The following is a 16346-nucleotide window of genomic DNA, read 5'->3' as shown; positions in this document are numbered from 1 at the left end:
CCTTAATATGAACGTAATAAAAATAACATGACCGTAAGAAGACCTATTGAGACCATTAAAAGGCTATCACTCGTCTTCCAGTCCAATTGGCGGTATTTCGTACGGCCTTCCCCACCACGATATCCTCTTGATTCCATGGCAGTTGCCAATTCTTCTGCCCGTTTGAATGAACTCACAAATAAAGGAACAAGCAGCGGTACAATCGATTTAACCCTGTCCTTTACTGGACCAGATGAAAAGTCAACTCCCCTTGCCGTTTGAGCCTTCATGATTTTTTCCGTTTCCTCCATTAGCGTTGGAATGAACCGAAGGGCAATGGACATCATCAATGCTAGTTCGTGTACAGGCATTTTCCACTTTTTCAAGGGACCCAACAGCTCTTCCATTCCATCTGTAATGGATATCGGAGTTGTCGTCAATGTTAATAGTGACGTAACAAGGATTAGTAAAGTAAATCTTACGGATATGAACAAACCTTGAATCAAACCGCCTTCATAGATCTCGAACCAACCGTATTCAAAAAGCAATTCCCCTTCTTTCGTAAACAATACATGGAGAAGGAAAGTAAACACGATTAAGAAAAAGATAGGTTTTAACCCATTATAAAGATAGCGAAGGGGTATCTTCGAAAGGCTAATCAAAAGGATGGTGAATACCGCGAGTAAACCATAAGAAACGACATTATTCGCCAAAAAGATGACACAAACAAACAGAAACACAAGGAGCAATTTAGCCCTTGGATCCATCCTGTGTATCAGGGAGTCAGCAGGTACATAGCGCCCGATGATCATTTTATCCAGCATCAGCGGTTCCCCCGTTTCATGGCTTTATCTATTTCTATCGCTAAATCACCGATATTAAGACACGGTTGATCAAATCTAACCCCAAGTTCCTTCTGGAGCTTGAGCTGAAAACGCACCGTATCAGGTACATCCAGGCCAAGCTCAAGTAATTGTTCTGGCTCGGAGAAGATTTCCTGCGGAGTTCCTTTTTTGAACACCGTACCCTGATGCATGATAATTATGTCATCCGCGTACTTTGCTGCATCCTCCATACTATGTGTCACCAGAATTGTAGAAATGCCCCTTACTTTATGCAAATCATAAAACATGTTCATTATTTCTTTGCGTCCCCGTGGATCCAGTCCCGCTGTAGGCTCATCCAGTACCAATACTTCCGGCTCCATCGCAAGTACCCCGGCAATGGCCACCCGTCGCATTTGTCCGCCGGATAGATCGAATGGAGATTTTTCAAGAATTTCCTCACTCAATCCAACTTGAGCGATGGCTTTCCTGGCCAGTTTCTTAGCATCGGTTTCAGAAACCCCAAAATTCATAGGTCCGAAACATATATCCTTTTCAACCGTTTCATCAAATAGCTGATGTTCCGGAAACTGAAAAACAATTCCGACCTTTTGTCTAATTGGCCGCAATGCCTTTTCTTTTCTTCCAGCCTCGATCGTCCGGTCCCCAATGAAGACCCGACCCTTCGTCGGTTTTAAAAGAGCATTCAAATGCTGCAGTAGCGTCGATTTCCCGGACCCTGTATGCCCGATGATTGCGGTATAGGTTCCCGGCTCCATAGAAATATTGACATCATGAAGGGCGAGATGTTCAAAAGGAGTATTCACCTGATAGCGGTATTCTACATCATCGAGTGTAATTCGCATAAATCCTTCACCAACTCTTCCTCTGTCAAATGCCCATCAACCACACGAACACCATTTTTTTGTAACTCTTTGGTAAGTTTCACTGAAAAGGGAATATCCAGACCAAGAGCAATTAATTCTTCCTCTAATTCAAAAATATCCTGAGGCGGTCCTTCACGATATAACCGACCTTGGTTCATGACTATCATTCGATCAGCTTTCGCAGCTTCCTCAAGATCATGGGTGATTGATATGACGGTAATCTCGTTTTCCTGTTTTAACTCCCTAACTGTTTCAAGCACTTCTTCACGGCCTCTTGGGTCAAGCATGGAGGTTGCTTCATCTAAGATGATTATGTCTGGCTGCAAGGCTATTACACCTGCTATGGCCACTCTTTGCTTTTGACCGCCGGATAGATGGTGCGGCTCTTGATTAAGAAAGGCATTCATTTTAACCTTATTTAACGCACCATGAACACGCTCCACCATAACCTGCTGAGAAACACCGGCGTTTTCTAAACCAAAAGCCACATCATCCTGAACTGTAGTGCCTACAAATTGATTATCTGGGTTTTGAAAAACCATGCCAATTTTTTGGCGCGCATCCCAAACGGTTTCTTCCGTCAATAGTTGATCATTAATCGTAATGGTACCTGAGTTAGCGAACTGAAGTCCATTCAGTAACTTCGCTAATGTCGACTTGCCAGAACCATTATGCCCGACAATCGCAAGCCACTCCCCCTGATGAATATCAAATGAAACATCATCCAAGGCGTTTCGAGACTGACCCTCATATTTAAAAATAATATTTTTTAAAGAAACCAGCTTCTTCCCCATGTGGCCCTCCTCATCCTCGACTGCACTCGTCTAAACTAAACTCTGCTCAATCAACATAAACATAGTGGTATTTCTTCTGAAAATATAAAAAAACGCTGCACCCCTTCCACCGAAAGAATTTTCGGTAAATTAAGAGCAGCTTACAGCGGGCCTGTTACGAAAAACAGGTTATCTTATAATCGCTTATCAAAAGCGGGAAGGGATGCTTGAGCTAGACGTGAAGGCTCCCTGTATAAACAGGTTCCGCCAGCCATCGTAACACTCAATGCGAATTTCTAAATAACAGAATTTCTATTTTAAAAAAAGAAAAAGGGCATAGAACAAGTGAGTTTATTCATTTGTCCCGCCCTTTTTCATCGTTGTTATTAAACTAATTCAATAACCACGACTGGTGCACCGTCACCGCGGCGTGGACCAACTTTCATGATACGAGTGTATCCACCTTGACGTTCTTCATAACGTGGAGCCACGTCACTGAATAGTTTTTGAAGGGCATCTGTGCCATTCTCAGCGTCAGCGATTTCGTTACGGATGAATGATGCAGCTTGACGGCGTGCATGCAAGTCACCACGTTTACCAAGAGTGATCATTTTATCTACTACAGAACGTAATTCCTTTGCACGTGCTTCAGTAGTTTCAATGCGCTCATGGATAATAAGATCCGTAGCTAAATCACGAAGTAATGCTTTACGTTGTGCGCTAGTGCGTCCTAACTTTCTGTAACCCATTAGAGATTCCCTCCTTTGTTGAAGTTCTATATTGTGTGTCTAAACAAGGCTCACAACATAATGGATTGATTCCGCCATGTTATCAGTCGTCTTTACGAAGACCTAAGCCTAATTCTTCTAGTTTCGCTTTCACTTCTTCAAGTGATTTACGGCCTAGATTACGTACTTTCATCATATCTTCTTCCGTTTTATGAGCTAGCTCTTGAACGGTATTGATTCCAGCACGCTTCAAGCAGTTGTAAGAACGAACAGAAAGGTCTAATTCTTCGATCGTCATCTCAAGAACTTTTTCTTTTTGATCTTCTTCTTTTTCAACCATGATTTCAGCATTTTGAGCTTCATCGGTTAACCCAACAAAGATATTTAAATGCTCTGTTAAAATCTTAGCTCCAAGTGCTACCGCTTCTTGCGGACCCGTACTGCCATCAGTCCAAACATCGAACGTTAACTTGTCAAAGTTAGACAACTGTCCAACACGTGTATTTTCAACTTGGAAAGATACGCGTGAAACTGGAGTGTAAAGAGCATCGATTGGAATTACACCAATTGGCTGATCTTCTCTCTTGTTTTGAACAGCAGGAGTGTAGCCGCGGCCGCGACGTGCAGATAAACGCATACGCATATGACCGTTTTTACCAATTGTAGCAATATATAAATCCGGATTAAGAATTTCTACATCACTATCATGAGTGATATCAGCAGCCGTGATGACTCCGTCACCTTGAACGTCAATTTCCAGCGTCTTCTCTTCATCAGAGTAAATCTTAAGAGCTAGTTTTTTCACATTAAGAATGATAGATGTTACATCTTCCACGACGCCTTCAATTGTTGAGAACTCATGTAGCACTCCATCAATTTGTATAGCTGTGACAGCAGCACCTGGGAGTGAGGATAAAAGGATACGACGTAAGGAGTTACCCAATGTAGTACCATACCCACGCTCTAGTGGCTCTACGACGAATTTACCGAATTTGGTATCGTCGTTGATTTCAACCGTTTCGATTTTTGGTTTTTCTATTTCGATCATCAATAAACCCTCCTTCAAAACGTCAAAACCCCGGCAAGTAAACTAAGTCACTTAAACCGAAATTCCCCATGTATACGTTCCCGCTGTGCGCAACAACTGAAAATTAATCCTCTGTAAGAACGCAAACTCAGTATTATATCCCATTATTGACAGGAATACAAAATCTATACAGAAAAATTAAACACGGCGACGTTTTGGTGGACGGCATCCGTTATGTGGAACTGGAGTTACATCTTTAATTGCAGTTACTTCTAGGCCAGCAGCTTGAAGTGCACGAATAGCAGCTTCACGTCCAGCACCAGGTCCTTTAACTGTAACTTCAAGAGTTTTCATACCATGTTCAATTGATGTTTTAGCAGCTGTTTCAGCAGCCATTTGTGCAGCAAATGGAGTGGATTTACGAGATCCACGGAATCCTAGAGCTCCAGCACTTGACCAAGAAATAGCATTACCATGAGAGTCAGTGATCGTAACGATAGTGTTATTGAAAGTTGAACGAATATGTGCAATACCAGTTTCTATATTCTTTTTCACACGACGTTTACGTGTATTAGTTTTACGTGCCATGAAAAGTAACCTCCTTTACTAATTATTTTTTCTTGTTAGCTACAGTACGACGAGGTCCTTTACGCGTACGAGCATTGTTTTTTGTATTTTGACCGCGGACAGGAAGACCACGACGGTGACGTAAACCACGGTAAGAACCGATTTCCATTAAACGTTTGATGTTTAGGGAGATTTCACGACGAAGGTCGCCTTCTACTTTAAGCTTGTCAATGATATCACGAATTTTATTCAATTCGTCTTCCGTTAAGTCACGAACGCGAGTTTCTTCAGAAACGCCTGCTTCTGCAAGAACTTTCATCGCTGTTTGTTTTCCAATACCATATATATATGTTAATGAGATAACAATACGTTTGTCACGGGGAATATCTACTCCAGCAATACGTGCCATGCTTGAGTGCACCTCCTTCTATTTAGCCTTGTTTTTGTTTATGTTTAGGGTTTTCGCAAATAACCATAACTTTACCTTTTCTGCGGATAACTTTACACTTTTCGCAGATTGGTTTGACTGATGGTCTGACTTTCATTGCTATCTAACCTCCTTATACAGATCGGAGCGTAACCGGATTATTTGAACCGGTATGTGATTCTGCCGCGAGTTAGATCATACGGGGAAAGCTCAACCGTAACTTTATCTCCAGGCAAAATGCGAATAAAGTGCATACGAATTTTACCGGATACATGAGCTAAAACAGTATGACCATTTTCTAATTCTACCTTAAACATTGCATTTGGCAAAGTCTCTTGTACTGTGCCTTCTACTTCAATTACATCATCTTTCGCCATTAAAGTGATTCTCCCTTCTCTATGCGTGAACCTATTAAAGGTACACATCTTTCCGTCAACATTACTACAGTCCAATTATCCTCATAAGTCTTACAATTCTGCATCAAGTATTCACCATTTTGTAGAACCAGGCTTTAACTGAGGACCTTTATCAGTTGGACCGAAATGAGGATTTTATGGGTCCTCATGTAAGTCTTGACCGATTCCGTGACCGACATACTCTCGAATAGAGAAGCATTTAGTCTCGACATAGGTTTGAATAGCATGGGAGATGTTTGAAAGGCGCACGCCTGACATAGCTTCTTTCAACCCTCTATATCACGACTCTTTAGGAATCCCAATAGAGTCACTGCATTTCTTCATCAATTTTGCCGACCGGATATGTCCATGAAGATCACTTAAAAAGTAATCGCCCAATTCAGGGAATACCAAGTACAAGAACCTGATTAATAAATGTGCGAATGCTCTCGCGAAATCCATTATACCCTTTGTATTAAAGGAATGCACCAAGTTTAACTAGTAAGATATAAAAATGGTATGAATTTCATAAATCAATACGAATGATTAATTTTGTAAAGCACCTAATAACACATCGATATTTTCAAATACCTTATTAATATCTTGCTGTCCATTAATGTTGACCAAGTATCCTTTGTCTCCGTAGAAATCAAGAAGTGGCTTGGTTTGTTTCAAATTCACATCTAAGCGATTTTGAACCGTTTCTTCATTATCGTCAGCACGTTGATATAATTCTCCGCCACAGCGGTCGCATACATCATCTTTAGCAGGAGGATTGAATACAAGATGATATGTCGCACCACATGATTTGCAAATACGACGTCCTGTCAATCTTTCCATTAAGATGCTTTTATCCACATCGATATTAATGACAAAATTTATTTTTCGATCTAAATCAGTGAGAATGCTTTCAAGTGCCTCTGCCTGTGCCACAGTACGTGGAAATCCATCAAGCAAAAAACCCTTTAGGCAGTCTTCCTTGCTTAAACGTTCACGTACAATGCCAATGGTAACTTCATCAGGTACCAATTCGCCTTTGTCCATGAATGATTTTGCCTTTAGACCTAATTCTGTTCCATCTTTGATAGCTGTTCGGAACATATCTCCAGTAGAAATATGAGGGATATTATATTTTTCTACGATTTGTTCAGCTTGAGTGCCCTTACCAGCACCCGGCAGACCCATTAACACTAGATTCAATTTTCTTCCCCCTCAAACTCTATAATGGGTAAAGGGAACAAACCGTTCCCAAAACTCATTACTTTATAAAGCCTTTATAGTGTCTCTTCACAAGTTGTGATTCTAGTTGCTTCATCGTATCAAGGGCAACCCCCACTACGATTAGCAAACTAGTGCCACCAATCTGTGCAGATTGAGGTAGATCAGCAAGCTTAATGAAAAATACCGGTAAAACGGCAATGATGGCTAAGAATATAGAGCCTACAAACGTTAATCGGTATAAAACACGTGTTAAATATTCTTGTGTACTCTTACCTGGACGAATCCCCGGCACATAGCCACCTTGCTTTTTCAAATTCTCAGCCATTTGTTCAGGGTTAACCTGAATGAATGCATAAAAATACGCAAAAGCAATGATAAGAGCAACATAAATGATCATACCAATTGGCTTGGTGTAATCAAGATTTGTTGATATCCAACTAGTGACGCTGTTCTTTCCGAAGAAAGAAGCGATTGTAGTGGGAGTAATGATAAATGCCATTGCAAAGATTACCGGAATAACCCCCGCAGCATTTACTTTCAATGGTAAATGTGTAGACTGGCCACCCATTTGTGTACGACCTACCGCAGCACGTTTCGCATACTGAATAGGAATTTTTCGTAATGCCTGCTGAATGAAGATGACAGCAACCACGATTGCTAATACTGCTAAAACAATGAGGATAATCGTTATGATTCGTAAGAATAATTGATCCCCGGCATTTTCAAATTGTTGGGCGTAGATCTGATTTGCCGTAGTTGGCAAACTAGCTACGATACCAGCAAAGATTATGATGGAAATCCCATTACCCACACCCTTAGCAGTGATCAGCTCCCCTAACCACAAAAGAAAAGCTGTTCCTGCCGTTAAGACAGTCGCAATAAGCAAGTATGTTGCAATTCCAGGATTTTCAATCAACTGGCCACCTGACATATTATTGAACCCATAAGACATACCCAAAGCTTGGATGAATCCTAGGATAATAGTGAAGTAACGAGTGAATTGAGCTAATTTACGGCGCCCTGCTTCTCCTTGTTTAGACCATTCAGTGAACTTAGGTACAACATCCATCTGTAATAGTTGAACGATGATAGATGCCGTGATGTATGGCATGATACCCATCGCTAATATGGAAAAGTTTTGTAGTGCTCCGCCGCCAAAGGTATTTAAAAGACCGATGACGCTCAGCTGGTCCTGTTCAGCGAGAAAATCGGCATTCACATGCGGTACAGGTATAAATGTACCGATGCGATAGACGATTAACATTAGAAGGGTAAAAATAATCTTATTCCTTATTTCACCCACGCGCATAAAATTGGAGATCGTGCGAAACATTAGATCACCTCTGTATTACCGCCAGCAGCTTCGATAGCTTCTTTAGCAGTAGACGAGAATTTGTGAGCTTTAACAGTAAGCTTTTTCTCAATGCTTCCTTTGGCAAGAATTTTGATTCCTGCTTTTTCTTTACTTACAACTCCAGTCTCAAGTAAAAGAGCTGGTGTTACTTCAGTACCGTCTTCGAAAAGATTTAACGTATCGAGATTCACGATAGCATAGTCTTTACGGTTGATGTTGGTAAATCCACGTTTAGGTAGACGTCTGAATAGAGGAGTTTGTCCCCCTTCAAATCCAAGACGCACACCGCCGCCGGAGCGAGCGTTTTGTCCTTTATGTCCTTTACCTGCTGTTTTACCGTTACCAGATCCAATACCGCGACCTTTACGTTTACGTTCTTTACGAGAACCTTCTGCAGCTTTTAACTCATGAAGTTTCATGTTGGCACCTCCTTGTTAAGTTAAAAATTATTTTATTGTTCTTTTACAGTAACAAGATGAGCAACTTTGGTAATCATACCGCGAATCGCAGGGTTATCTTCATGAGTAACCGTTTGATGCATTTTGCGTAAACCCAAAGTGTTAACTGTAACACGTTGATCTTCTGGACGACCAATCAAGCTGCGAGTGAGGGTAATTTCTAATTTATTAGCCATAATTCGATTTCCCTCCTTATCCTAACAGTTCTTGTACTGATTTTCCACGTAACTTAGCTACGTCTTCAGCACGTTTCAATTGCTTCAATCCTTCAAGTGTTGCGCGAACCATATTAATAGGTGTATTAGTACCTAGTGATTTAGACAAGATATCGCTAACTCCGCCTAATTCAAGTACCGCACGAACAGGACCACCAGCAATTACTCCTGTACCTTCAGAAGCTGGTTTCAATAGAATGTGACCTGCGCCATAGCGACCGTTCACAAGGTGAGGAATTGTAGTTCCAACCATTGGTACTGTAATTAGATTTTTCTTAGCATCCTCAATAGCTTTACGGATAGCATCCGGAACTTCTTGAGCTTTACCAGTACCAAATCCAACATGACCATTTTTATCACCAACAACAACTAGTGCAGTGAAACGGAAACGACGTCCGCCTTTAACAACTTTAGCTACACGATTTACTGTAACTACGCGTTCTTCAAGTTCTAATTTATTAGGATCAATGCTACGCATCTGTTATGTCCCTCCTTATCCATTAAAATTCTAAGCCGTTTTCACGAGCAGCGTCAGCCAATGCTTTAACACGACCATGGAAGAGGTAACCACCGCGGTCAAATACCACAGCTTTGAAACCTTTTTCAACAGCACGTTTCGCAATAAGTTCGCCAACTTTTTGAGCTGCTTCAGCATTGCTACTAGCTTCGATACTGATCTCTTTATCAAGAGTTGAAGCACTTGCTAATGTTACGCCTTGTGCATCGTCAATTAATTGTGCGTAAATGTGTTTGTTTGAACGAAACACATTTAAACGAGGACGAGCTTCTGTTCCAGAAAGCTTAGCACGTACACGTGCATGTCTTTTCTGACGAGTAGCATTTTTATCAAGCTTCGTAATCATTTACGTCACTCCTTTCGTTTACTTATGCGGCATTACTTACCAGTTTTACCTTCTTTACGACGAACGAATTCGCCTTCGTAACGAATACCTTTACCTTTATACGGTTCAGGTGGGCGAACATCACGGATATTAGCTGCTAGAGCTCCTACGCGTTCTTTGTTTGCACCTTTGATGATTACTTTTGTATTAGAAGGAACTTCGACTTCAACGCCCGCTTCTGGTTCTATTTCTACAGGGTGGGAATATCCAACGTTAAGGATAAGCTTAGTACCTTGCTTTTGTGCACGGTACCCAACCCCAATAAGTTCAAGTGATTTTACAAATCCTGTTGATACACCTTCAACCATGTTAGAGATAAGTGCGCGAGTAGTTCCGTGTAAAGAACGGTGAGCCTTCTCGTCAGACGGACGTGTTACAGTTAACACGTTCTCTTCAACAACGATTGTAAGATCAGGATTGAATGATCTAGTTAATTCACCTTTAGGTCCTTTAACAGTTACTTCACTTCCGTTAACAGTAACTGTTACGCCTGCAGGGATTTCAATAGGTTTTTTACCTATACGAGACATATTGTGCACCTCCATTCTTGTGAAAATGTATTACCAAACGTATGCTAAAACTTCTCCGCCAACTTGTTTAGAGCGAGCTTCCTTGTCTGTTAAAACTCCGTGAGAAGTAGAAACAACTGCGATACCTAAACCGTTAAGAACGCGTGGTACCTCTCCAGTTTTTGCATATACACGCAAACCAGGTTTGCTGATACGTTTTAGACCAGTGATAACACGTTCGTTGTTTGCACCGTATTTTAAGAAGATACGGATGATACCTTGTTTGTTGTCTTCGATTAATTCAAAGTCACGTACGAAGCCTTCACGCTTTAAGATCTCAGCAATTTCTTTCTTGATCTTTGAAGCAGGAACTTCTAGTTTTTCGTGACGAACCATATTCGCATTACGGATGCGAGTAAGCATATCTGCAATAGGATCTGTCATGACCATTATATTTTACCTCCTTCCCAAACTCGGGTTTTACCAGCTAGCTTTTTTAACGCCAGGAATTTGTCCTTTATATGCAAGTTCGCGGAAACAAATACGACAAAGTTTAAATTTACGTAATACAGAATGTGGACGTCCGCAACGTTCGCAACGTGTATATTCTTGTACTTTAAACTTTTGTTCGCGTTTTTGCTTTACGATCATAGACTTTTTAGCCACGATTTCGCCTCCCTTTATTTAGAGATTACTTTTGGAACGGCATTCCAACTTGAGTAAGTAGTTCACGAGCTTCTTCGTCAGTGTTGGCAGTCGTTACGATAACGATATCCATACCACGAACTTTGCTCACTTTATCGTAATCAATCTCAGGGAAGATAAGTTGTTCTTTAACACCTAATGTATAGTTCCCACGTCCGTCAAAGGATTTCTTTGAAACGCCGCGGAAATCACGTACACGTGGTAAAGATACAGATACTAGCTTATCAAGGAATTGATACATACGCTCTCCACGTAATGTAACTTTCGCTCCGATAGGCATACCTTCACGCAAACGGAAGCCTGCGATTGATTTTTTAGCTTTTGTTATAACTGGTTTTTGACCAGTGATCAATGTAAGTTCTTCAACAGCTGTATCTAAAGCTTTTGAGTTAGATACTGCGTCACCCACACCCATGTTAATAACGATTTTCTCAATGTTTGGTACTTGCATTACTGATTGATAGTTGAATTTACCCATCAATGATGGTGTAATTTCACTTCTGAATTTTTCTTTAAGGCGGCTCATTGCTTAGTGTACCTCCCTTCATTTATGACTTATTTATCTAAAGATTCACCTGATATTTTAGCTACGCGTACTTTTTTACCATTTTCAATCTTATATCCAACACGAGTCGGTTTACCTGATTTAGGATCAAGTGGCATTACATTGGATACGTGAATAGCAGCTTCTCTGCTGATAATTCCACCTTGTGGATTAATTTGAGATGGCTTGGAATGCTTTTTCACGATGTTAATTCCTTCAACAAGCACACGATTTTGTTTCGGATATGCTTCAAGAATTGTTCCTTGTTTGCCTTTGTCCTTACCAGAGATGACTACGACTTTGTCACCTTTTTTAACATGCATTAGCTTGGCACCTCCTTGAAAGGCTTTATACAATTTTTACATATTATAGAACTTCTGGAGCTAGAGAAACGATCTTCATGAAACTATTGTCACGTAATTCACGAGCAACAGGTCCAAAAATACGAGTTCCACGTGGGCTCTTATCGTCACGGATAATTACACATGCGTTTTCATCAAAACGAATGTAAGAACCGTCAGGACGACGCATACCACGTTTTGTACGGACAACAACAGCCTTAACGACTTCACCTTTTTTAACAACGCCTCCTGGTGTTGCCTGTTTAACTGTACAAACGATGACATCACCGATGTTTGCAGTTTTACGGCCAGAACCACCTAGGACTTTAATTGTTAGCACTTCACGAGCACCTGAATTGTCAGCGACTTTTAAACGAGATTCTTGTTGAATCATGTACGGTACCTCCCTTCGGAATTAGCTTAATCCGAACTATATTAAATGATTACTGCTTTTTCTACTACTTCTACAAGACGGAAGCGCTTTGTAGCTGAAAGTGGACGAGTTTCCATGATACGTACTACGTCGCCTGCTTTAGCTTCGTTTAGCTCGTCATGAGCTTTTAACTTTTTAGAGTATTTCACGCGTTTACCGTATAAAGAATGCTTTTTATAGGTTTCTACAACAACTGTTACTGTTTTATCCATTTTATCGGATACTACGCGGCCAGTGTAGATTTTGCGTTGGTTGCGTTCGCTCATTCTGCAAACCTCCATTCATTATCGATTAGTGACACCGATCTCTCTTTGACGAACAACTGTTTTCATACGAGCAATCGATTTGCGAACTTCACGGATGCGAGCTGTATTTTCAAGTTGTCCAGTAGCTAACTGGAAACGAAGATTAAATAGTTCTTCTTTAAGAGATTTTAGTTTTTGTTCAATTTCAGCAGTGGTTAGATCTTTGATTTCATTAGCTTTCATTTGTTTCACCACCAATTTCCTCTCTTTTTACAAACTTGCATTTGATTGGAAGTTTGTGTGCTGCAAGGCGCAATGCTTCTCTTGCCACCTCTTCAGATACACCAGAGATTTCAAACAATACTTTGCCCGGTTTAACAACTGCTACCCAACCTTCAGGAGCACCTTTACCGGAACCCATCCGTACTTCAAGCGGCTTAGCTGTGTAAGGTTTGCTTGGGAAAATTTTGATCCAAACTTTTCCTCCACGTTTCATATAACGAGTCATCGCAATACGAGCTGCTTCGATTTGGCGGTTAGTGATCCAGGAAGCTTCTTGAGCTTGAAGTCCAAATTCTCCAAAATGAACTTCAGTGCCGCCCTTAGCCATCCCTCTCATCTTACCGCGGTGTTCACGACGGTATTTTACGCGTTTTGGCAATAACATATTATTTTCCTCCTTCCTCAGATTTCTTCTTAGTAGGAAGAACTTCTCCACGGTAGATCCAAACTTTCACGCCTAGCTTACCGTAAGTAGTATCTGCTTCAGCATGAGCATAATCTATGTCAGCACGAAGTGTGTGAAGTGGAACTGTTCCTTCGCTGTAATGTTCAGCACGAGCAATATCAGCACCGCCAAGACGACCAGAAACCTGAGTTTTGATTCCTTGTGCGCCAGAACGCATAGTACGTTGGATAGCTTGTTTTTGAGCACGACGGAATGAAACACGGTTTTCTAATTGACGAGCGATGTTTTCAGCAACCAATTTTGCGTCAAGATCTGCTCTTTTAATTTCAATGATATTGATATGAACTCTTTTGCCAGTTAACTGGTTCAAAGCTTTGCGAAGTGCTTCAACTTCAGTACCGCCCTTACCGATAACCATTCCTGGTTTAGCAGTGTGAACAGATACATTGATACGGTTAGCTGCACGTTCGATTTCAACTTTGGATACAGAAGCATCACTTAAACGTTTCGCGATATACTCACGAACTTTAAGGTCTTCATGCAAAAGAACTGCGTAGTCTTTATCAGCGTACCATTTGGATTCCCAATCACGGATGATCCCGATACGCAAACCGACTGGATTTACCTTTTGACCCACAGATTACCCCTCCTTCTTTTCTGATACAACGATTGTAATATGACTAGTACGTTTGTTAATTGCACTCGCACGACCTTGAGCGCGAGGACGGAAACGTTTTAATGTTGGTCCTTCGTTAACGTATGCCTCTGAAACGACTAGGTTATTGATATCCATTTCGTAGTTATGTTCTGCATTTGCGATAGCAGATTTCAGAATCTTTTCTACGACTGGAGAAGCAGATTTTGGTGTTAAGCGAAGAATCGCTACTGCTTCACCTACTTGTTTTCCTCGAATTAAATCTGCGACTAAACGCACTTTACGAGGAGCAATACGAACTGTTCTAGCGACAGCTTTTGCTTGCATGAGATGCCCTCCTCTCATTAACGTCTTGTTTTCTTGTCATCACTTGCGTGACCTTTATAAGTGCGTGTAGGCGCGAATTCGCCTAGTTTGTGACCTACCATATCTTCTGTTACATAAACCGGCACATGCTTACGACCGTCATAAACAGCGATTGTATGTCCGATGAATTGCGGGAAGATTGTTGAGCGACGAGACCAAGTTTTTACTACCTGCTTCTTGTCAGCTTCATTTAATTTTTCAACTTTTACCAATAAATGATCATCAACAAAAGGCCCTTTTTTTAAGCTACGACCCATGCGAGTACCTCCCTTCGTGACTGTTCTACGGTTCTATATATGAACCGTAGGTCAATCCCGTTATTTTTTACGACGACGTACGATAAATTTATCGGATTTGTTTTTCTTCTTACGAGTTTTGAATCCAAGAGTAGGTTTACCCCATGGAGACATTGGTGATTTACGTCCGATTGGAGCTTTACCTTCACCACCACCATGCGGGTGATCGTTCGGGTTCATTACTGATCCACGAACTGTTGGGCGTTTACCTAACCAACGGTTACGACCAGCTTTACCAATGTTGATAAGTTCATGTTGTTCATTACCAACTTGACCGATTGTAGCACGGCAAGTTGCAAGAATCATACGAACCTCACCTGAGTTTAAACGTACAAGTACATAACGACCTTCTTTACCAAGTACTTGGGCAGATGTTCCTGCTGAACGGACTAATTGTCCACCTTTTCCTGGTTTAAGTTCGATGTTATGAATTACTGTACCAACTGGGATGTTAATAAGAGGAAGTGCGTTACCCACTTTAATGTCAGCTTCTGGACCTGACATGATTTCCAAACCTACTTCTAGGTTTTTCGGAGCTAGGATATAACGTTTTTCTCCATCAACGTAATTAATTAATGCAATGTTTGCAGAACGATTTGGATCGTACTCAATAGTAGCAACGCGTCCTGGTATACCATCTTTATTCCGTTTGAAATCGATGATACGGTATTGACGCTTGTGGCCGCCACCTTGATGACGAACTGTTAACTTACCTTGGTTATTACGGCCGCCTTTGCTGTGTAAAGGAGCAAGTAATGATTTTTCCGGTTTGTCTGTAGTAATCTCAGCAAAATCGGAAGTTGTCATATTACGTCGACCGTTAGAGGTAGGTTTATACTTCTTAATCGCCATTTGTATTTCCCTCCTTCTCTAATGAATTAAGCCTCGAAAAGCTCGATTTCTTTGCTGTCAGCAGTTAATTTAACAATTGCTTTACGGCGCTTGTTAGTATAGCCTGCATGTTTGCCCATACGTTTAAATTTACCTTTGTAGTTCATGATGTTTACTTTCTCAACTTTAACGCCGAAAATTTCTTGAACAGCATCTTTAACTTGAGTTTTGTTAGCTCTAACATCAACTTCAAAAGTATATTTTTTTTCAGCCATTATGTCTGAAGAGCGTTCAGTGATTACGGGGCGCTTAATGATATCGCGTGCATCCATTATGCAAGCACCTCCTCTACTTTTTCGACAGCTGATTTAGTCAAGATCAATTTGTTGTGTGATACAACATCAAGAACATTAAGACCAACAGCTTCAACTACAGTAACACCAGGGATGTTACGTGCAGAAAGAGCAACTTTCTCATCTAATCCGTCAGTAACAATCAACGTTTTAGTATCAATAGAAAGGTTATTAAGTACTGCTACAAATTCTTTTGTTTTTGGAGCTTCGAAAGACAAGCTTTCAAGTACCAAAATGTTCTCTTCCAATGCCTTTGCAGACAATGCAGATTTAATAGCTAAACGACGTACCTTTTTAGGTAGCTTGTAAGCGTAAGATCTTGGAGTTGGTCCAAAAACAACGCCACCGCCACGCCATTGTGGAGAACGGATAGAACCTTGACGCGCACGTCCAGTTCCTTTTTGTTTCCAAGGTTTACGTCCACCGCCTGCAACTTCAGAACGGTTTTTAACTTTATGAGTTCCTTGACGTAAGGAAGCTCGTTGCATAATGATTGCTTCAAATAATACATGATTATTAGGTTCGATACCAAAGATGGATTCATTTAGTTCGATGTCGCCAACTTGTGAACCTGTTTGGTTGAACAATGTAACTTTTGGCATTCTATTGCTCCTCCTTTCTCA

At 41.0% G+C, this 16346-nt stretch carries 32 protein-coding genes; all 32 read right to left on the bottom strand.

Annotation, left to right across the window (positions count from 1 at the left end; genetic code table 11):
- Positions 1–2: 2 nt before the first annotated feature.
- Positions 3–803, bottom strand: a complete 801-nt coding sequence (locus tag QUF78_RS01600; RefSeq protein WP_289323336.1) for an energy-coupling factor transporter transmembrane component T family protein — start codon at positions 801–803, stop codon at positions 3–5.
- Positions 803–1669, bottom strand: coding sequence for an energy-coupling factor ABC transporter ATP-binding protein (locus tag QUF78_RS01595; protein ID WP_289318654.1), 867 nt, complete (start codon positions 1667–1669; stop codon positions 803–805). The genes QUF78_RS01600 and QUF78_RS01595 overlap by 1 nt, the downstream gene beginning before the upstream one ends.
- Positions 1645–2484, bottom strand: coding sequence for an energy-coupling factor ABC transporter ATP-binding protein (locus tag QUF78_RS01590; protein ID WP_289323335.1), 840 nt, complete (start codon positions 2482–2484; stop codon positions 1645–1647). The genes QUF78_RS01595 and QUF78_RS01590 overlap by 25 nt, the downstream gene beginning before the upstream one ends.
- A 365-nt stretch (positions 2485–2849) precedes the next feature.
- Positions 2850–3212: a 50S ribosomal protein L17 gene (gene rplQ / locus QUF78_RS01585; protein WP_034304973.1), complete on the bottom strand. Its 363-nt coding sequence runs from the start codon at positions 3210–3212 to the stop codon at positions 2850–2852.
- An 82-nt stretch (positions 3213–3294) separates the two neighbouring features.
- Positions 3295–4239: a DNA-directed RNA polymerase subunit alpha gene (locus QUF78_RS01580; protein WP_053349049.1), complete on the bottom strand. Its 945-nt coding sequence runs from the start codon at positions 4237–4239 to the stop codon at positions 3295–3297.
- 177 nt (positions 4240–4416) lie between these two features.
- The gene (gene rpsK, locus QUF78_RS01575; RefSeq protein ID WP_028390438.1) at positions 4417–4806 is read right to left on the bottom strand and encodes a 30S ribosomal protein S11; all 390 of its coding nucleotides are present in this window, start codon (positions 4804–4806) and stop codon (positions 4417–4419) included.
- Between the two features lie 22 nt (positions 4807–4828).
- Positions 4829–5194, bottom strand: coding sequence for a 30S ribosomal protein S13 (gene rpsM, locus QUF78_RS01570; RefSeq protein WP_057915228.1), 366 nt, complete (start codon positions 5192–5194; stop codon positions 4829–4831).
- A gap of 22 nt (positions 5195–5216) precedes the next feature.
- Positions 5217–5330: a 50S ribosomal protein L36 gene (rpmJ, locus tag QUF78_RS01565; protein WP_003156543.1), complete on the bottom strand. Its 114-nt coding sequence runs from the start codon at positions 5328–5330 to the stop codon at positions 5217–5219.
- Positions 5331–5370: 40 nt separating this feature from the next.
- On the bottom strand, positions 5371–5589 hold the full coding sequence (gene infA / locus QUF78_RS01560; protein WP_028390440.1) for a translation initiation factor IF-1: 219 nt from the start codon (positions 5587–5589) through the stop codon (positions 5371–5373).
- 174 nt (positions 5590–5763) lie between these two features.
- Positions 5764–5886 (bottom strand): M24 family metallopeptidase, encoded by a 123-nt coding sequence (locus QUF78_RS27955; protein ID WP_289323334.1) that lies wholly within the window; start codon positions 5884–5886, stop codon positions 5764–5766.
- Between the two features lie 21 nt (positions 5887–5907).
- Positions 5908–6069 carry a hypothetical protein gene (locus QUF78_RS27950; RefSeq protein WP_214773328.1) on the bottom strand — a complete coding sequence of 54 codons (162 nt, stop codon included), beginning with the start codon at positions 6067–6069 and terminating at the stop codon, positions 5908–5910.
- An 84-nt stretch (positions 6070–6153) separates the two neighbouring features.
- The gene (locus tag QUF78_RS01545; RefSeq protein ID WP_289318651.1) at positions 6154–6807 is read right to left on the bottom strand and encodes an adenylate kinase; all 654 of its coding nucleotides are present in this window, start codon (positions 6805–6807) and stop codon (positions 6154–6156) included.
- Positions 6808–6865: 58 nt separating this feature from the next.
- On the bottom strand, positions 6866–8161 hold the full coding sequence (gene secY, locus QUF78_RS01540) for a preprotein translocase subunit SecY (protein WP_289318650.1): 1296 nt from the start codon (positions 8159–8161) through the stop codon (positions 6866–6868).
- Complete coding sequence (rplO, locus tag QUF78_RS01535) at positions 8161–8601, bottom strand: 50S ribosomal protein L15 (RefSeq protein WP_034304982.1); 441 nt, start codon at positions 8599–8601, stop codon at positions 8161–8163. The genes secY and rplO overlap by 1 nt, the downstream gene beginning before the upstream one ends.
- 32 nt (positions 8602–8633) lie before the next feature.
- Entirely contained in the window at positions 8634–8816 is a 183-nt protein-coding gene (rpmD, locus tag QUF78_RS01530; RefSeq protein WP_289318649.1) for a 50S ribosomal protein L30, read from the bottom strand.
- 16 nt (positions 8817–8832) lie between these two features.
- Positions 8833–9333 carry a 30S ribosomal protein S5 gene (gene rpsE, locus QUF78_RS01525; RefSeq protein WP_289323333.1) on the bottom strand — a complete coding sequence of 167 codons (501 nt, stop codon included), beginning with the start codon at positions 9331–9333 and terminating at the stop codon, positions 8833–8835.
- A 22-nt stretch (positions 9334–9355) separates the two neighbouring features.
- Positions 9356–9718 carry a 50S ribosomal protein L18 gene (gene rplR, locus QUF78_RS01520; protein ID WP_061440390.1) on the bottom strand — a complete coding sequence of 121 codons (363 nt, stop codon included), beginning with the start codon at positions 9716–9718 and terminating at the stop codon, positions 9356–9358.
- A 32-nt stretch (positions 9719–9750) separates the two neighbouring features.
- The gene (gene rplF, locus QUF78_RS01515) at positions 9751–10287 is read right to left on the bottom strand and encodes a 50S ribosomal protein L6 (RefSeq protein WP_289318648.1); all 537 of its coding nucleotides are present in this window, start codon (positions 10285–10287) and stop codon (positions 9751–9753) included.
- 30 nt (positions 10288–10317) lie between these two features.
- Complete coding sequence (gene rpsH, locus QUF78_RS01510; protein WP_053349057.1) at positions 10318–10716, bottom strand: 30S ribosomal protein S8; 399 nt, start codon at positions 10714–10716, stop codon at positions 10318–10320.
- A 30-nt stretch (positions 10717–10746) separates the two neighbouring features.
- Entirely contained in the window at positions 10747–10932 is a 186-nt protein-coding gene (locus QUF78_RS01505; protein WP_034304998.1) for a type Z 30S ribosomal protein S14, read from the bottom strand.
- 25 nt (positions 10933–10957) lie between these two features.
- Positions 10958–11497, bottom strand: a complete 540-nt coding sequence (rplE, locus tag QUF78_RS01500; protein WP_034305000.1) for a 50S ribosomal protein L5 — start codon at positions 11495–11497, stop codon at positions 10958–10960.
- A gap of 29 nt (positions 11498–11526) precedes the next feature.
- The gene (rplX, locus tag QUF78_RS01495; RefSeq protein ID WP_061440387.1) at positions 11527–11838 is read right to left on the bottom strand and encodes a 50S ribosomal protein L24; all 312 of its coding nucleotides are present in this window, start codon (positions 11836–11838) and stop codon (positions 11527–11529) included.
- Between the two features lie 43 nt (positions 11839–11881).
- Positions 11882–12250 (bottom strand): 50S ribosomal protein L14, encoded by a 369-nt coding sequence (gene rplN / locus QUF78_RS01490; protein WP_061440386.1) that lies wholly within the window; start codon positions 12248–12250, stop codon positions 11882–11884.
- A gap of 41 nt (positions 12251–12291) precedes the next feature.
- Entirely contained in the window at positions 12292–12555 is a 264-nt protein-coding gene (gene rpsQ, locus QUF78_RS01485; RefSeq protein ID WP_034305007.1) for a 30S ribosomal protein S17, read from the bottom strand.
- Between the two features lie 18 nt (positions 12556–12573).
- A complete protein-coding gene (gene rpmC, locus QUF78_RS01480) occupies positions 12574–12777 on the bottom strand; it encodes a 50S ribosomal protein L29 (RefSeq protein WP_034305010.1) in 204 nt (67 codons plus the stop codon).
- Entirely contained in the window at positions 12767–13201 is a 435-nt protein-coding gene (rplP, locus tag QUF78_RS01475) for a 50S ribosomal protein L16 (RefSeq protein ID WP_053349061.1), read from the bottom strand. The genes rpmC and rplP overlap by 11 nt, the downstream gene beginning before the upstream one ends.
- A 1-nt stretch (position 13202) precedes the next feature.
- Positions 13203–13859 (bottom strand): 30S ribosomal protein S3, encoded by a 657-nt coding sequence (rpsC, locus tag QUF78_RS01470; RefSeq protein WP_289318647.1) that lies wholly within the window; start codon positions 13857–13859, stop codon positions 13203–13205.
- A gap of 3 nt (positions 13860–13862) precedes the next feature.
- Positions 13863–14204, bottom strand: a complete 342-nt coding sequence (gene rplV / locus QUF78_RS01465; RefSeq protein ID WP_061440384.1) for a 50S ribosomal protein L22 — start codon at positions 14202–14204, stop codon at positions 13863–13865.
- A gap of 17 nt (positions 14205–14221) precedes the next feature.
- Positions 14222–14500 (bottom strand): 30S ribosomal protein S19, encoded by a 279-nt coding sequence (rpsS, locus tag QUF78_RS01460; protein ID WP_034305018.1) that lies wholly within the window; start codon positions 14498–14500, stop codon positions 14222–14224.
- Between the two features lie 60 nt (positions 14501–14560).
- A complete protein-coding gene (rplB, locus tag QUF78_RS01455; RefSeq protein WP_061440383.1) occupies positions 14561–15391 on the bottom strand; it encodes a 50S ribosomal protein L2 in 831 nt (276 codons plus the stop codon).
- A gap of 26 nt (positions 15392–15417) precedes the next feature.
- Positions 15418–15702 (bottom strand): 50S ribosomal protein L23, encoded by a 285-nt coding sequence (gene rplW, locus QUF78_RS01450; protein ID WP_034305023.1) that lies wholly within the window; start codon positions 15700–15702, stop codon positions 15418–15420.
- On the bottom strand, positions 15702–16325 hold the full coding sequence (rplD, locus tag QUF78_RS01445; RefSeq protein WP_289318646.1) for a 50S ribosomal protein L4: 624 nt from the start codon (positions 16323–16325) through the stop codon (positions 15702–15704). The genes rplW and rplD overlap by 1 nt, the downstream gene beginning before the upstream one ends.
- Positions 16326–16346: the final 21 nt, after the last annotated feature.

Source organism: Peribacillus sp. ACCC06369 (assembly GCF_030348945.1).
Taxonomy (GTDB): domain Bacteria; phylum Bacillota; class Bacilli; order Bacillales; family DSM-1321; genus Peribacillus.
This window is presented reverse-complemented; position numbering and strand designations above follow the sequence as displayed.

What these genes read in the sequence shown, in the direction of transcription:
- QUF78_RS01600 (WP_289323336.1), bottom strand. Translation starts at nt 803, where the DNA reads ATGCTGGATAAAATGATCATCGGGCGCTATGTACCTGCTGACTCCCTG.
- QUF78_RS01595 (WP_289318654.1), bottom strand. Translation starts at nt 1,669, where the DNA reads ATGCGAATTACACTCGATGATGTAGAATACCGCTATCAGGTGAATACT.
- QUF78_RS01590 (WP_289323335.1), bottom strand. Translation starts at nt 2,484, where the DNA reads ATGGGGAAGAAGCTGGTTTCTTTAAAAAATATTATTTTTAAATATGAG.
- rplQ (WP_034304973.1), bottom strand. Translation starts at nt 3,212, where the DNA reads ATGGGTTACAGAAAGTTAGGACGCACTAGCGCACAACGTAAAGCATTA.
- QUF78_RS01580 (WP_053349049.1), bottom strand. Translation starts at nt 4,239, where the DNA reads ATGATCGAAATAGAAAAACCAAAAATCGAAACGGTTGAAATCAACGAC.
- rpsK (WP_028390438.1), bottom strand. Translation starts at nt 4,806, where the DNA reads ATGGCACGTAAAACTAATACACGTAAACGTCGTGTGAAAAAGAATATA.
- rpsM (WP_057915228.1), bottom strand. Translation starts at nt 5,194, where the DNA reads ATGGCACGTATTGCTGGAGTAGATATTCCCCGTGACAAACGTATTGTT.
- rpmJ (WP_003156543.1), bottom strand. Translation starts at nt 5,330, where the DNA reads ATGAAAGTCAGACCATCAGTCAAACCAATCTGCGAAAAGTGTAAAGTT.
- infA (WP_028390440.1), bottom strand. Translation starts at nt 5,589, where the DNA reads ATGGCGAAAGATGATGTAATTGAAGTAGAAGGCACAGTACAAGAGACT.
- QUF78_RS27955 (WP_289323334.1), bottom strand. Translation starts at nt 5,886, where the DNA reads ATGTCAGGCGTGCGCCTTTCAAACATCTCCCATGCTATTCAAACCTAT.
- QUF78_RS27950 (WP_214773328.1), bottom strand. Translation starts at nt 6,069, where the DNA reads ATGGATTTCGCGAGAGCATTCGCACATTTATTAATCAGGTTCTTGTAC.
- secY (WP_289318650.1), bottom strand. Translation starts at nt 8,161, where the DNA reads ATGTTTCGCACGATCTCCAATTTTATGCGCGTGGGTGAAATAAGGAAT.
- rplO (WP_034304982.1), bottom strand. Translation starts at nt 8,601, where the DNA reads ATGAAACTTCATGAGTTAAAAGCTGCAGAAGGTTCTCGTAAAGAACGT.
- rpmD (WP_289318649.1), bottom strand. Translation starts at nt 8,816, where the DNA reads ATGGCTAATAAATTAGAAATTACCCTCACTCGCAGCTTGATTGGTCGT.
- rpsE (WP_289323333.1), bottom strand. Translation starts at nt 9,333, where the DNA reads ATGCGTAGCATTGATCCTAATAAATTAGAACTTGAAGAACGCGTAGTT.
- rplR (WP_061440390.1), bottom strand. Translation starts at nt 9,718, where the DNA reads ATGATTACGAAGCTTGATAAAAATGCTACTCGTCAGAAAAGACATGCA.
- rplF (WP_289318648.1), bottom strand. Translation starts at nt 10,287, where the DNA reads ATGTCTCGTATAGGTAAAAAACCTATTGAAATCCCTGCAGGCGTAACA.
- rpsH (WP_053349057.1), bottom strand. Translation starts at nt 10,716, where the DNA reads ATGGTCATGACAGATCCTATTGCAGATATGCTTACTCGCATCCGTAAT.
- rplE (WP_034305000.1), bottom strand. Translation starts at nt 11,497, where the DNA reads ATGAGCCGCCTTAAAGAAAAATTCAGAAGTGAAATTACACCATCATTG.
- rplX (WP_061440387.1), bottom strand. Translation starts at nt 11,838, where the DNA reads ATGCATGTTAAAAAAGGTGACAAAGTCGTAGTCATCTCTGGTAAGGAC.
- rplN (WP_061440386.1), bottom strand. Translation starts at nt 12,250, where the DNA reads ATGATTCAACAAGAATCTCGTTTAAAAGTCGCTGACAATTCAGGTGCT.
- rpsQ (WP_034305007.1), bottom strand. Translation starts at nt 12,555, where the DNA reads ATGAGCGAACGCAACCAACGCAAAATCTACACTGGCCGCGTAGTATCC.
- rpmC (WP_034305010.1), bottom strand. Translation starts at nt 12,777, where the DNA reads ATGAAAGCTAATGAAATCAAAGATCTAACCACTGCTGAAATTGAACAA.
- rplP (WP_053349061.1), bottom strand. Translation starts at nt 13,201, where the DNA reads ATGTTATTGCCAAAACGCGTAAAATACCGTCGTGAACACCGCGGTAAG.
- rplV (WP_061440384.1), bottom strand. Translation starts at nt 14,204, where the DNA reads ATGCAAGCAAAAGCTGTCGCTAGAACAGTTCGTATTGCTCCTCGTAAA.
- rpsS (WP_034305018.1), bottom strand. Translation starts at nt 14,500, where the DNA reads ATGGGTCGTAGCTTAAAAAAAGGGCCTTTTGTTGATGATCATTTATTG.
- rplB (WP_061440383.1), bottom strand. Translation starts at nt 15,391, where the DNA reads ATGGCGATTAAGAAGTATAAACCTACCTCTAACGGTCGACGTAATATG.
- rplW (WP_034305023.1), bottom strand. Translation starts at nt 15,702, where the DNA reads ATGGATGCACGCGATATCATTAAGCGCCCCGTAATCACTGAACGCTCT.
- rplD (WP_289318646.1), bottom strand. Translation starts at nt 16,325, where the DNA reads ATGCCAAAAGTTACATTGTTCAACCAAACAGGTTCACAAGTTGGCGAC.